Below are 12366 nucleotides of genomic sequence, written 5' to 3'. Positions count from 1 at the left end.
GAGTCGAAGCTCACCAGGAGCTCGGGCGGTAGTCCTTGAGGAAGACGCCGAACAGGTTCTCGCCGGCCTCGCCGCGGACGATCGGGTCGTACACCCGCGCCGCGCCGTCGACGAGGTCGAGCGGGGCGTGGAAGCCCTCCTCCGCCAGCCGCACCTTGGTCGGGTGCGGGCGCTCGTCGGTGATCCAGCCGGTGTCGACGCTCGTCATGAGGATGCCGTCGGTCTCGAACATCTCCCGCGCGCTCGTCCGGGTGAGCATGTTCAGCGCGGCCTTGGCCATGTTCGTGTGCGGGTGGCCTGGGCCCTTGTAGCCGCGACCGAAGACGCCCTCCATCGCGGAGACGTTGACCACGTAGGTGCGCGGGAAGTCGGACGCCGCCATCGACGCACGTAGGCGGCTGATGAGGATGAACGGGGCGGTCGCGTTCGCCAGCTGGACCTCGAGCATCTCGATGGGCTCGACCTGGTCGACGTTCTGCACCCAGCTGTTGCTGTGGTCGACGTCGGGGACGAGTCCGCCGGCGTCGATCGCGGTACCGGCGGCGAGGCGTTCGAGCGAGGACGACCCGGCCGTCATGGCGGCCTCGGTGAGGGCATCGGCCTTGGCCGCCGCTGCGGCGAGGATCGGGTGGGCGGACACCGATGCCACGAGCGACAGCGGGTGTGCGTCGTTCGTGTGGCCGAAGGTGACGAGCTCGGGCAGTGGGCCGTCCGGCAGCGGGGCGAGCTCCGCGTCGACGAGCGGCTGGTAGGCGCCCTTCGTGCGGCGGACCGTCTGCGCGGCGTTGTTGATGAGGATGTCGAGCGGACCCTGCTCGGCCACGGAATCCGCGAGGGCGATGACCTGGGCCGGGTCGCGGAGGTCGATGCCGACGACGCGAAGCCGGTGCAGCCAATCGGCGCTGTCGGGGAGCGCGCTGAAGCGGCGGACCGCGTCGCGCGGGAACCGCGTCGTGATGGTGGTGTGTGCTCCGTCGCGCAGGAGTCGCAACGCGATGTACATGCCGATCTTCGCGCGGCCACCGGTGAGGAGGGCGCGCTTGCCGGTGAGGTCGGTGCGGGCGTCTCGCTTCGCGTGGCTCATCGCCGCGCACTGCGGGCAGAGCTGATGGTAGAAGGCGTCGACCGTCGTGTAGGGCTGCTTGCAGATGTAGCAGTTGCGCGGCACCAGCAGCTCGCCGGCGGTCGGAGCCGTCGTGGTGGTGGCGAGCGGGATGCCCCGGGTCTCGTCGTCGATGCGGTCGGGGGCGCCCGTAGCGGTGGCGGCGATCACGGCGCGGTCGGCGTCGGCGATCCGGGCCCGACGGTCGAGCCGGCGCTCCTTCTTGACCGCCTTGAACATCTTGGCGGTGGCGCGGCGCACCTGGAGGTAGTCGGGATGCTCCTCGTCCATCGTCGCCATGGTCTGGAGGACACGCAGCGTGACCTCGAGATCGGTGGGATCGATGCCCGCGTCGTCGCCGGGAGCGTGGTTCGCAGGCTCGTCGTGGGGGAGAGAGGTCATTACTTCATTCTACGAGCCGCCGGACGTGCCTCGGTCGGTGCTGAGGTCAGCGCGGGGCGCTGGACCGACCGCGACCCATAGGCGTGAGCGCGCCCCTCCGGAGGGGCGCGCCCACGTCGCAGACCCGCGCTCGCGTCAGCGCACCGCGCCGGCCCGAGGGAAGGGTGTCCGTCGTGCGTGAGACCATGGGGCGATGACTCCCGAGCCCGCACCACTGGTCGACGTGGCCGACCTCGTCCGGCTCGTCGGGCGGGTGGCGTTCGACCGCGGCCGGGTCTACGCGAGAGACGGTCGGGTCACCGCCGCCGACTGGGACCCCGACAAGCGTCGGCTCCACGGGATCGTCGAAGGCTCCACCGACGTCCCGTACGCCTGCATCATCGACCTCGGCGACGACACCGGTGGGTTCGCTCGGATCGAAGGCAGCGCGTGCTCCTGCCCGCTCCGCGGTGACTGCAAGCACATCGTCGCCACCCTGCTGCACAGCAACGCGGCCCATCTCCGGGCCGAGGGTCGCTCCGACCGGTGGGTGGCACCACAACGGCCGCCTTCGGGGAAGGAGGCGTCCTGGCGCTCCGACCGACGTTGGACCGCGCCCATCAACGACCCCGTGCTCGACGAGCCGGCCGAGCACCGGCCGATGTACGCCCTGGACGAGCTCGACGACCTCCCTGCCTCCTGGCGTCCGGAGGCGGAACGGCGAGCAGCGCGGTGGACCCCGAGTCCGCAGACGCCGCCGGCACCGCCCAGTTGGCGGAACCGACTCGACTCCCTCGCCGGCGATGCCGGTCGTGCCACGGCGCCGACGGCCATGGGGCTGCAGTTCGAGGTCCGCGAGAGCATCCCGCGCACCGCCGAACGCTGGCGCGGACCGACCTCCCGCACGGCCGACGGCCCGCCTGAGCCCCGGCACCCCCGCCGCATCGCCGTCCGACCCGTCGTCAAGAAGGCCGGCGGCGGCTTCGTGAAGTCGACGATCTCGTGGACCTCGTTCACGCACCAGGGCCACCGGCTGTCGCTCGATCCGGCGCACCAGCAGTGGTTCACGCAGTTCCAGGCGCTCCTGCGTGCCACCCGTCCGCCGGCCGGTGCCTACGCCGGCGCCGGCGACTCGGACTGGCTCGTCCTCGACGACTTCGGCAGCCCCGTCCTCTGGCATCTGTTCGAGGAGGCGGCCCAACTCGGGATCGAACTCGTCGGCACGCGCAAGGGCACGGTCGCCCTCGGCACCACCGCCGCCATCCGGCTGGACGCCGCGCACGACGACGAGGGCGTGGTCCTCCGATCCGTCGTGACGATCGACGGCACCGACGTCGACGCGGCCACCAGCGGAGCCCTCGGCGACCACGGGCTCTACCACTACACGCTCGAACCCCAGCAGGCGATCGTGCTCGCCCCGCTCGCCGAACCGCTGACGGACGAAGCCCGCGGACTGCTCGGGCCTGGCGAGCCGGTCGTCGTCCCCGAGGCCGAGGTGCCGGAGTTCCTCGAGCACTACGTCCCACGACTCCGCCGCAGCATCTCGCTGAGTTCGACGGACGGCACCGTGGCCCTGCCCGAGATCGTGCCGCCGGTCCTCGTCCTCACGGCTTCCTTCGAACCGAAGCAGACCCTGCGCCTCGCCTGGTTCTGGCAGTACGCCCCGGCGCAGCGCGTCCCGATCGGCGGCGGCACCCCGGCGCTCGCCGCAGGACGACCACTCGTGTCGACGGTGCCGCACGGCGGTCCCACCGACGCCGCCGAAGCGGAGGTCCTCCGCGACGAACGCGCGGAGCGGGCCATCCTCGACCGGGTCGGCGCCGCCATCGCCGCCGCGGCGGAACCGGAACGCCGAGCGCTCGCCGCCGGTGCGTTCGACGAACTCACGACCCCGGGCGTCTGGCCGCCCCGGCCGCAGGTCCTGACGGAGTTCGACGCGGCACTCGTCACCGAGCGCACCCTCCCCGTCCTCGAGTCGCTCGACGACGTCCTCGTCGAGGTGTCCGGCGACCGCCCCGAGTACCGGGAGCTCACGGGCACGCCCCACATCTCGGTCACCACGGTGCAGACGGAGCAACGCGACTGGTTCGACCTCGGGATCGTCATCCACATCGGCGAGTACAGCGTCCCCTTCGAGCCCCTCTTCAAGGCCCTCTCGAAGGGGCGCACCAAGCTGCTCATGGTCGACCACACCTACCTCTCGCTCGAGCACCCCGCCTTCGACCGCCTGCGCGAGCTGCTCACCGAGGCGGCCGCGCTCAAGGAGTGGGAGACGAAGCCGAGCATCAGTCGCTATCAGGCGAGCCTCTGGGCCGACTTCGAAGACCTCGCCGACGAGACCGAGCAGGCCGTCTCCTGGCGCGAGGCTGCAGCCGGACTCAACGCGATCGAAGCGGTCCCCGACACCGCCTTGCCGTCGGGACTCCACGCAGACCTCCGGCCTTACCAGGTCGAGGGCTTCCGCTGGCTCGCGTTCCTCTGGCAGCACGGACTCGGCGGCATCCTGGCCGACGACATGGGCCTCGGCAAGACGCTGCAGACCCTCGCCCTCGTCGCCCACGCGCGCGAGACCACCGGGACCACGGCACCACCGTTCCTCGTAGTCGCCCCGACGTCGGTCGTCTCCAACTGGGTCGCCGAGGCCACGCGCTTCGTGCCCGACCTCGTCGTCCGCAGCATCACAGCCACGCAGGCGAAGGGGAGCGCGTCGATCGCGGACCTCGCGGCGGGCGCCGACATCGTGGTCACGAGCTATGCGCTGTTCCGGCTCGATGCGCCGGCGTACCAGGCGGTCGACTGGTCGGGGCTCATCCTCGACGAGGCGCAGTTCGTGAAGAACCACCGCGCCAAGCTGCACGAGTGCGCGGTCGACCTCAGAGCACCGTTCAAGCTCGCGATCACCGGCACGCCCATCGAGAACACGCTCATGGAGCTGTGGTCGCTGCTGGCGATCGTCGCGCCGGGCCTGTTCGCGTCGGCGCCGCGCTTCACCGAGCACTACGTCAAGCCGATCGGCAAGGGTCTCGACTCGAGTCGGCTGCAGACCCTGCGCCGACGCATCCGTCCGCTGCTCATGCGACGGACGAAGGAGATGGTCGCGCCCGAACTGCCGCCGAAGCAGGAGCAGGTGCTGCGGATCGAACTCGCGCCGGCACACCGCAAGCTCTACGATCTCGTCCTCCAACGCGAACGGCAGAAGCTCCTCGGACTCGTCGACGACCTCGACCGCAACCGGTTCATCGTGTTCCGCTCGCTCACCCTCCTCCGCATGCTCAGCCTCGACGCGAGTCTCATCGACGCCGAGGAGCACGCGGGCATCCCCTCGAGCAAGCTCGACGCACTCCTCGAGCAGCTCGACGACGTCGTCGCCGAGGGCCACCGGGCGCTCATCTTCAGCCAGTTCACGAGCTTCCTCGGCACCGCTGCGCGTCGGCTCGAGGAGCAGGGCATCGCGTACGAGTACCTCGACGGGTCGACCCGTCGTCGGGGTGAGGTCATCGACCGCTTCCGCACCGGCGACGCCCCCGTGTTCCTCATCAGCTTGAAGGCCGGCGGGTTCGGCCTCAACCTGACCGAAGCGGACTACGTCTTCCTGCTCGACCCGTGGTGGAACCCGGCCGCAGAGGCGCAGGCCATCGACCGCACGCACCGCATCGGCCAGACCGAGAACGTCATGGTCTACCGGCTGGTCGCCGCCGACACGATCGAGGAGAAGGTGATGGCGCTGCAGGCGAAGAAGTCCGAGCTCTTCGCCGCGGTCCTCGACGACGACGCGGTGTTCAGTCAGGCCCTCACCGCGGAGGACATCCGGGGCCTGCTCGAATAGTCTCCCGGCACCCACGACAGCCGTCGGGGTGTGGCCGGCCGAGCGACCGATAGCCTGATCGCTATGGAACTCGGGGTGTATGCGGTCGTCGGCATCGCGGTGATCGTGGCCGTCGCGGCCTTCTCCCGCAAGCTCGGTGTCGCCGCGCCGATCATCCTCGTGATCGTCGGTGTGGGGCTCTCGTACCTCCCGGGCGTGCCGGAGATCGAAGTCGAACCGGAACTCGTGCTCGACGTCGTCCTGCCGCCGATCCTCTACGCCGCGGCGATCAGCGTCCCGATCATGGACTTCCGCCGCAACCTCGCCACCATCACGAGCCTGTCGGTCGTGCTCGTCATCGTCACCGCGTTCGGTGCCGGCTTCCTCCTGTTCAGCCTCCTGCCGGACCTCAACCTGGCCGCCGCCATCGCCCTCGGCGCGATCATCAGCCCGCCCGACGCGGTCGCGGCGACGTCCATCGGACGCCGTCTCGGCCTCCCGCCCCGCCTCCTGACGGTGCTCGAGGGTGAGGGGCTCGTGAACGACGCGACCGCGCTCGTGCTCCTCCGATCGGCGAGCGCTGCGGCGGCCGGCGGCATGCTCACGCCGTGGGCGACAGTCGGCGACTTCGTCTACGCGGTCGTCCTGGCGATCGTCGTCGGCTTCATCGCCGGGTACGTCACCGTCTGGCTGCGGTCGAAGCTCAACGACTCCGTCCTCGACACCGCGATCTCCATCGCCGTCCCGTTCGTGGCGTTCATGCCGACCGAGGCGCTCGGCGGGTCCGGCGTGCTGGCCGTCGTCATCGCCGGCCTGTACACGGGACACGCGAGTTCGGCCGCGTTCTCGGCCCAGGCGCGGATCAGCGACCGCATCAACTGGCGGACCATCCAGTTCCTGCTCGAGAACGCCGTGTTCCTCCTCATCGGCCTCGAGATCCGCACCCTCATCGGCGCCGTCGACGCCGAGATCCTGTCCGTCGAGGAGTCCATCGGGATCGGTCTCGTCGCGACGGCCGCGCTCATCGCTCTGCGGTTCCTGTGGGTGGGGCCGCTGGTGCTCGGGCTCCGTGCACGAGAACGTTGGGCGGAACGCCAGACCCTGCAACGGTGGCTGTCGATGGGGTACTCGGAACGGTTCCCGAGACAGAACCGGCGATGGCACCGGCGGCGGCGGCGGGAGCGCGCCTACGAGCGGCAGCGCGCCGACCTCGAGCAGTTGCGGTTGGAGCAGATCGACTGGCGAGGTGGCGTCATCCTCAGCTGGTCGGGCATGCGCGGCGTCGTGACGCTCGCCGCCGCACAGTCACTGCCGGCGAGCACCCCGTACCGTGAGCAGCTCGTCCTCATCGCCTTCACGGTCGCCGTCGTGACCCTCGTCGTCCAGGGCGGCACGTTGCCGTGGCTCATCCGGCTGCTCAAGGTGCAGGGGATCGACGAGTCCGAGGACCGCCGCCAGCTCGCGACCCTCCTCGACGAGATCAGCTACGCGGGCATCAGCGTGCTGGAGGATCCGGCATCGGCGGTCGGCATCGAGGAGGAGATCGACCCCGATCTGCTCGAACGCGTCAGACAGTCCACGTTCCTGCGGGCGGAAGCCGCCTGGGAACGCTCGCGTGAATCGGTGTCACCCAGCGAGACGCATGCCGAGACGCCGCACCGGCTCTACCGCCAGCTGCGCCTCGCCGTCGTGCAGGCCGAGCGCGAACGGCTCCTCGACGCACGGGCGCGCGGTGCGTACCCGTCGCGCATCCTCGCCGAGGCGCAGACGATGCTCGACATCGAGGAGACGCGCCTGCGTCCGCCTCGCGCCGACCACTGACCGAGTGGGACCCGTCGGTTCACAACTCAGGAGCGCCCCCCGCGTGTCGTCCGTTCGGACCGGACGGGAGGGCGGACACACCCGGGGCGTCCTGAGTTGTGAACGGTGGACTCGGTTGTGGGCGCGCGGTTGGCTGATGTCCACAACTCAGGAGTGGTCCGGCGCGTCGGCCATCCGCATGGGTGGGACGACGCGACGCGCCGGGGGCGTCCTGAGTTGTGGACCGGGTGCGGTCAGCTGTGCGGGCCGGGGTTGGTGATGTTCGCGACGCGCTCCGCCTCGCGCTCGGCCGCGGCGTCGCGTTCGGTCTCCGAACCGGGGTTTGTGATGTCGGCCTCGCCGCTCGCCGCCGGGTCGTCCTCGGTGACGTGCGGGCCGGGGTTCGTCGTGGACGCCACGCGCTCGGCTGCCGCGTCGTCGACGACCTCGTCGTGCGGGCCCGGGTTGTTGATGTCGGCGTTCTGGTCACTCATGGGGTGCTCCTTCCGAGATCCGCCTGGGCGGTCTCCGTCTCGCGCATCGTCGCGCTGATCCGCTCTCACGGTAGGTCCGTGGGCGGGTGGGTGCAAGGGGTGGCGTCGGCCGATCAGTCGCGAGCAGCGAAGGCGTCGACCCCGGTGAGTTCGGCGGAGAGCGCCCAGAGTCGGGCCGCCTCCTCCGGATCGGTCGCGTGGTCGGCGACGCCGGAGGCCGGGGAGACCGCGGTCTCCGCCGGGCCGGCGATGTCGCAGTCCTCACAGAACACCCCGCCGAGGCCGTCGAGCGACGGCGAGGTCGCGGCCCACACCTCGGTTGCGGCACCCTGCTCGGGCGACTTGAACCCCGAGACGAGGAGGTTGCCGTCGGCGTCGACCCAGCCGAGCGCCATCATCTCCTCGCGCGGCAGGTGCCGCTGCAGCGGCGTGAGGATGCCGCCGGGGTGGACGGAGAACGCGCGGACACCTTCCTCGGCGCCGAGCGTGTCGAGCTGGAGGGCGAAGAGCGCGTTGGCGGTCTTCGCCTGCCCGTACGCCTCCCACTTGTCGTAGCCGTGCTCGAACTGGACGTCGTCCCAGCGGATCCCCGAGCGCTTGTGACCGCTGGAGGACAACGCGACGACCCGCGATGACCCGCCCTTGACGATGGCGGGCCAGAGGCGGTTGACGAGGGCGAAGTGGCCGAGGTGGTTGGTCGCGAACTGGAGTTCCCAACCGGGACCGACGCGCGTCTCGGGAGCCGCCATGACGCCGGCGTTCGTGATGACGAGGTCGAGGCCCCGGCCCGTGGCGAGGAAGCGGTCGGCGAACGCCTCGACGCTCGCGAGGTCGGCCAGGTCGAGTTCGTCGACCTCCACACCGCGGATGCCGGCGAGCTCCGCGCGAGCGGTCTCCGGGCGCCGCGCGGGGACGATGACGCGGGCGCCCGCGCCGACCAGGGCACGGACGGCCTCGCGGCCGATACCGGAGTAGCCGCCGGTGACGATGGCGAGCTTGCCGGTGAGGTCGATGCCCTCGAGCACCTCCGCCGCGGTGCTCGAGTGGCCGAAGCCGGAACCGATGGGGTGCTGCGGGGTGCGCGTGCGATTGGTCATGCCCTCACGCTACGACTCCGGGGAGGGCGGCGGAACCGGAAGGACCTGGGAAGATGTGCAGCCGTCGTCGGTCCGTGGTCGTGGCCGCCCGCACCACCTGGTCTCAGCGGGTGGACAGCACGCGCACGGATGGGAGCGGGTGGCCGTGCAGCAGCGCGCGGACCTCCTGGAGGCGACGACGCACGCCCCACATCGTGACCTTCTTGAGCGACTCGGAGACGATGCCGCCGCTCATCTTCGACTCGCCAGACACCCGCTCGGTGAAGACGATGGGCGTCTCCACGACCCGGAGCCCGCGCTGCAGCGCCCGCCAGAGGAGGTCGACCTGGAAGCAGTACCCCTGTGACGCGACGTCGGCGAGGTCGATGCGGCGCAGTGCCTCGCTGCGGAACGCGCGGAACCCGCCGGTCGCGTCGGCGACACCGATCCCGAGGGCCAGTCGCGTGTAGAGGTTGCCGCCGCGACTCAGCGCGAGCCGGTGGGCGGGCCAGTTCTCGACGACGCCACCCGGGACCCAGCGTGAGCCGAGCGCGAGATCGTGATCGTCGAGGAGCGCGATCAGGCGGGGCAGGTCCTCGGGGTGGTGGGATCCGTCCGCGTCCATCTCGACGACGACCTCGTACCCCCGGGCGAGCGCCCAGGCGAAGCCCGCGAGGTACGCGCCGCCGAGCCCGTCCTTCACGGCCCGGTGGAACACGTGCACCTCCGGGTGCTGCGCGGCGAGCTGCTCGGCGAGGAACCCGGTGCCGTCGGGCGAGGAGTCGTCCACGACGAGGATGTCGACCCCCGGGACGGCGAGCGTGCGGTTCACGATCGGCTGCAGATTGTCGAGTTCGTTGTAGGTGGGGATGACGACGAGTGAGCGGTTCACGTCGGTTCCTTTCGGGTCGGTGGGAATGGTTCGGAGCGGGGCCGCGCCGCGACGGGCGCGCGGAGCAGGGAGCGGCGCTACGGGGTCGTGCCGACGAGCGACGCGAAGACGACGTAGTTGTTCGCGTAGGTGTTCGCGGCGTCGTCGAAGGGGCCGTTGCAGGTGATGAGCCGGAGCTGCGCATCGGGCGTCGGCCCGTAGACCTCCTCGGTGGGGAAGGTCTTCTTCTCGACGTCGATGGCGCGGTCCACGGCGTACGTGGCGGTCGAGCCGTCGGACATCGTGACCGTCACCTGGTCGCCCGCCACGAGCTGCTTGAGGTGGACGAACACCGCCTCGCGGAGGGTGGTGTCGAGGTGGCCGGCGATGACCGCCGGCCCCACCTGGCCGGGCAGGACGCCGGCGCGGTACCACCCGGCGTCCTCCCACTCGACGGGCGGCAGGAGGACACCGGACGCATCGCGTTCGAGCGGTTCGACCGCCGCGTCGACCCCGATGGACGGGATCTGCACCCGGCTCACGCTCAACGCGCTGACATCGGCGGCCGGCGCTTGCGCGACCGGGTCCTGCTTCGCACCGGCGGCGCCACGGTCGGACGCCTCCGAGGAGGTGATGGGCCCGTCGGCGGCGTTCGGCGAGGTCGGCGTCTGCCCGGCGTGCGTCGTGGCGCAGCCCGAGAGGGCGAGCGCCGTGAGGAGCGCTCCGGCGGCGGCGAGCATGCCGATCCGACGGCGCTGTGCACGGATCATGAGGTGGCTCCTTCGGTGAGTGGTGGACACCCGTCCAGCTCACCGGTCGTGAGCATCATCGGTGCGAGGGCTGCCCAGGCGGCGCCGAAGTAGCTCGGCACCTCCTGCGCGAGTTCATCGGCGGCCCGGAGGTCGTCCGCCGACTCCGGCAGGTTGCCCACGGCGGCGCGCGCGGCCGCTCGGGCCTGGAGGGCGAGCGGGTGCACATCCGAGGTCAGGGGTGATCCGCCGAGATCGGTCTCCGCCCGCAGCTCCTTCGACCGCGCGAGGGTCGAGGCGAGGCGGGCGGCCGTCGCCCGGTCGGCGGTGTCGCACGACTCGGCGTAGCGGATCGGGAGTCGGGCCGCGTCGTAGCCGTAGCGGACGCTCTGCCCGGTCCCTGCAGCACCCGGCATGGCGTCGACGGTGCCGTCGGCGTGCACCTGGGCCCAGTCGGGCGGGAGCGGACTCTCGTCGAGCAGGGTGGTCGTGACCGCTGCGGAACCCGCCTGCAGTTCGGCCCACCGCGGGTCACCCGTCGCCGCACCCAGCACCGAGAAGGCGACGGGGGAGGCGTAGGACGGGTTGTACGCGTAGGGCTCGGTCGCTGCGGCCCAGACGCCGGGGAGGAGGATCCGGCCCGCGGCGGTCTCGGCGGTCATGCGGTCCGCGATCACACCGGCGAGCGTGACGCCGGCCTCGGTGAACCGCGGCTCGTCGAACCGGGTGCCGGCGACGACGAGCGCGCGGGCGGCGTCGAGGTCCGCATCGCTGGCGGGTTCGTCGTCGACGACCTCGCCATCGCGCCACTGCCAGGCGAGCAGCCCGTCGGGCCGCTGCAGGTGCTGCTCGGTCCAATCCCAGATCTCGGTGAAGGACTGCTCGTCCCCGACCCCGGCCGCGACGAGCAGTCCGTAGGCCTGCCCTTCGCTGACCGTGTCGTCACCCTGGTCCCGGCGCACGACCCGGCCGTCGTCGACCCAGTCGGCGAGGAACGCGTCGGCGGCCTCGGTGGTGGTCCGGTCCGTGACCGTCGAGGTCGGGCCAGGCTGACCGTCGGCGTCGGTCGCGCCGGGTGACGCCGCGGTCGGGCCCTGGAGGAGGTTCGCCGGGAACCCGGTGGCCAGGGAGGCGATCACGGCGGTCGCGGTGACCGCGGCGACCGCGGTCGCGGCGATACCGATCGTCTTCTTGGCACTCATGGTCAGCTCACCGCCGTCCCGAGGTCGCGCACGAGCCGGGCGAGCTTCGCGTCGAGGTCGTCGAGGACGCCCCGCAGCGTCGACGACTGCTCGGCGAGTCCACCGCCACCGGTCTCCACCGGGCCCTCGGGGGCGTCGCCGGCGGCTGAGCTGTCGAGGACGGGCATGAGGGTGACGCCACCCGCGGCGTTGTCGAGCACGAAGAGCGTGCTCACGGTGCCGGGGGCGAGGTTCACGGAGGCTTCCGCCGCCTGCTTGCCGCCGGTCAGCTCGAGATCCCACGGGCCTGCTGGGACGCTCGCGTAGTCGGTCGCCGTCCCGGTGGTGGCGCCCTTCGCGATCGGCATGCCGGTCGAGGTGCTGACGTCGACGCTCTTGACGTCGGTCGACGCCTGGATCAGCCGGATGCGCGCCGCACCCTCGGTCGGACCGGTGAGGTCGTCCTCGAACACCTTCGTCTGCAGGTCCTTGTTGGGACCGTAGGCGGCGACGGTGGCCGCCTCCCCGGCGGTGACGGTCACGTTGGTGCTGATGACCGGCTTCGTGCTGTCAGGCGACCCGGCGGGCACCATCGACACCACGTAGGTGCCGGCGGCCAGATCGGTGTAGGGGGAGACCTGGCCGTAGGCGACGTCGTCGAGTTCGAACACGGTCGCGCCGCCGGAGAGTGCCGACAGCTTGACGTCGACGGTCTTGGTGTCGGCCGAGAGGTGGCCGACGCGGATCCAGCCGGAGCCTGAGGCCTCGGTGGTGGCGGCGCTCGCGGCGGTGGTGCCGAAGCCGATGAGTGCTGCCGTCGCGACGGCGGCGAGGCCGCTGAGGGCGAGTCGCCTGGTGGTGGTGGTTCGCATGGTGGAACTCCTGTTCTTCGGGTGGGTCGGGGTTT

At 71.3% G+C, this 12366-nt stretch carries 9 protein-coding genes; 2 read left to right on the top strand and 7 right to left on the bottom strand.

The window, feature by feature from the left end:
• Positions 1 to 10: 10 nt before the first annotated feature.
• Entirely contained in the window at positions 11 to 1504 is a 1494-nt protein-coding gene (locus tag RWN05_RS12215) for an SDR family NAD(P)-dependent oxidoreductase (protein ID WP_314139711.1), read from the bottom strand.
• A 193-nt stretch (positions 1505 to 1697) separates the two neighbouring features.
• Here RWN05_RS12215 and RWN05_RS12210 point away from each other — a divergent pair, with 193 nt between their 5' ends.
• Both RWN05_RS12210 and RWN05_RS12205 read left to right on the top strand, forming a co-directional pair.
• Entirely contained in the window at positions 1698 to 5309 is a 3612-nt protein-coding gene (locus RWN05_RS12210) for a DEAD/DEAH box helicase (protein ID WP_314139710.1), read from the top strand.
• 63 nt (positions 5310 to 5372) lie between these two features.
• Positions 5373 to 7109, top strand: coding sequence for a sodium:proton antiporter (locus RWN05_RS12205; RefSeq protein WP_314139709.1), 1737 nt, complete (start codon positions 5373 to 5375; stop codon positions 7107 to 7109).
• A gap of 233 nt (positions 7110 to 7342) precedes the next feature.
• Here the strand turns inward: RWN05_RS12205 and RWN05_RS12200 are convergent, their stop codons facing one another.
• The 6 genes from RWN05_RS12200 to RWN05_RS12175 all read right to left on the bottom strand — a co-directional run bounded on the left by RWN05_RS12200 (position 7343) and on the right by RWN05_RS12175 (position 12331).
• On the bottom strand, positions 7343 to 7582 hold the full coding sequence (locus RWN05_RS12200; protein ID WP_285038271.1) for a hypothetical protein: 240 nt from the start codon (positions 7580 to 7582) through the stop codon (positions 7343 to 7345).
• Positions 7583 to 7695: 113 nt separating this feature from the next.
• On the bottom strand, positions 7696 to 8679 hold the full coding sequence (locus RWN05_RS12195; RefSeq protein ID WP_314139708.1) for an SDR family NAD(P)-dependent oxidoreductase: 984 nt from the start codon (positions 8677 to 8679) through the stop codon (positions 7696 to 7698).
• A gap of 103 nt (positions 8680 to 8782) precedes the next feature.
• Positions 8783 to 9550, bottom strand: coding sequence for a polyprenol monophosphomannose synthase (locus tag RWN05_RS12190; RefSeq protein ID WP_217634971.1), 768 nt, complete (start codon positions 9548 to 9550; stop codon positions 8783 to 8785).
• 77 nt (positions 9551 to 9627) lie between these two features.
• Positions 9628 to 10299 (bottom strand): class F sortase, encoded by a 672-nt coding sequence (locus RWN05_RS12185; RefSeq protein WP_121289553.1) that lies wholly within the window; start codon positions 10297 to 10299, stop codon positions 9628 to 9630.
• Positions 10296 to 11480 (bottom strand): glycosyl hydrolase family 8, encoded by a 1185-nt coding sequence (locus tag RWN05_RS12180; RefSeq protein ID WP_175116306.1) that lies wholly within the window; start codon positions 11478 to 11480, stop codon positions 10296 to 10298. The genes RWN05_RS12185 and RWN05_RS12180 overlap by 4 nt, the downstream gene beginning before the upstream one ends.
• A gap of 2 nt (positions 11481 to 11482) precedes the next feature.
• Complete coding sequence (locus RWN05_RS12175; RefSeq protein ID WP_314139706.1) at positions 11483 to 12331, bottom strand: DUF4397 domain-containing protein; 849 nt, start codon at positions 12329 to 12331, stop codon at positions 11483 to 11485.
• Positions 12332 to 12366: the final 35 nt, after the last annotated feature.

Origin of the sequence: uncultured Plantibacter sp. (assembly GCF_963518075.1) — a bacterium.
GTDB classification, from domain to species: domain Bacteria; phylum Actinomycetota; class Actinomycetes; order Actinomycetales; family Microbacteriaceae; genus Plantibacter; species Plantibacter flavus_A.
This window is presented reverse-complemented; position numbering and strand designations above follow the sequence as displayed.

What these genes read in the sequence shown, in the direction of transcription:
- RWN05_RS12185 (WP_121289553.1), bottom strand. Translation starts at nt 10,299, where the DNA reads ATGATCCGTGCACAGCGCCGTCGGATCGGCATGCTCGCCGCCGCCGGA.
- RWN05_RS12195 (WP_314139708.1), bottom strand. Translation starts at nt 8,679, where the DNA reads ATGACCAATCGCACGCGCACCCCGCAGCACCCCATCGGTTCCGGCTTC.
- RWN05_RS12200 (WP_285038271.1), bottom strand. Translation starts at nt 7,582, where the DNA reads ATGAGTGACCAGAACGCCGACATCAACAACCCGGGCCCGCACGACGAG.
- RWN05_RS12215 (WP_314139711.1), bottom strand. Translation starts at nt 1,504, where the DNA reads ATGACCTCTCTCCCCCACGACGAGCCTGCGAACCACGCTCCCGGCGAC.
- RWN05_RS12210 (WP_314139710.1), top strand. Translation starts at nt 1,698, where the DNA reads ATGACTCCCGAGCCCGCACCACTGGTCGACGTGGCCGACCTCGTCCGG.
- RWN05_RS12175 (WP_314139706.1), bottom strand. Translation starts at nt 12,331, where the DNA reads ATGCGAACCACCACCACCAGGCGACTCGCCCTCAGCGGCCTCGCCGCC.
- RWN05_RS12205 (WP_314139709.1), top strand. Translation starts at nt 5,373, where the DNA reads ATGGAACTCGGGGTGTATGCGGTCGTCGGCATCGCGGTGATCGTGGCC.
- RWN05_RS12180 (WP_175116306.1), bottom strand. Translation starts at nt 11,480, where the DNA reads ATGAGTGCCAAGAAGACGATCGGTATCGCCGCGACCGCGGTCGCCGCG.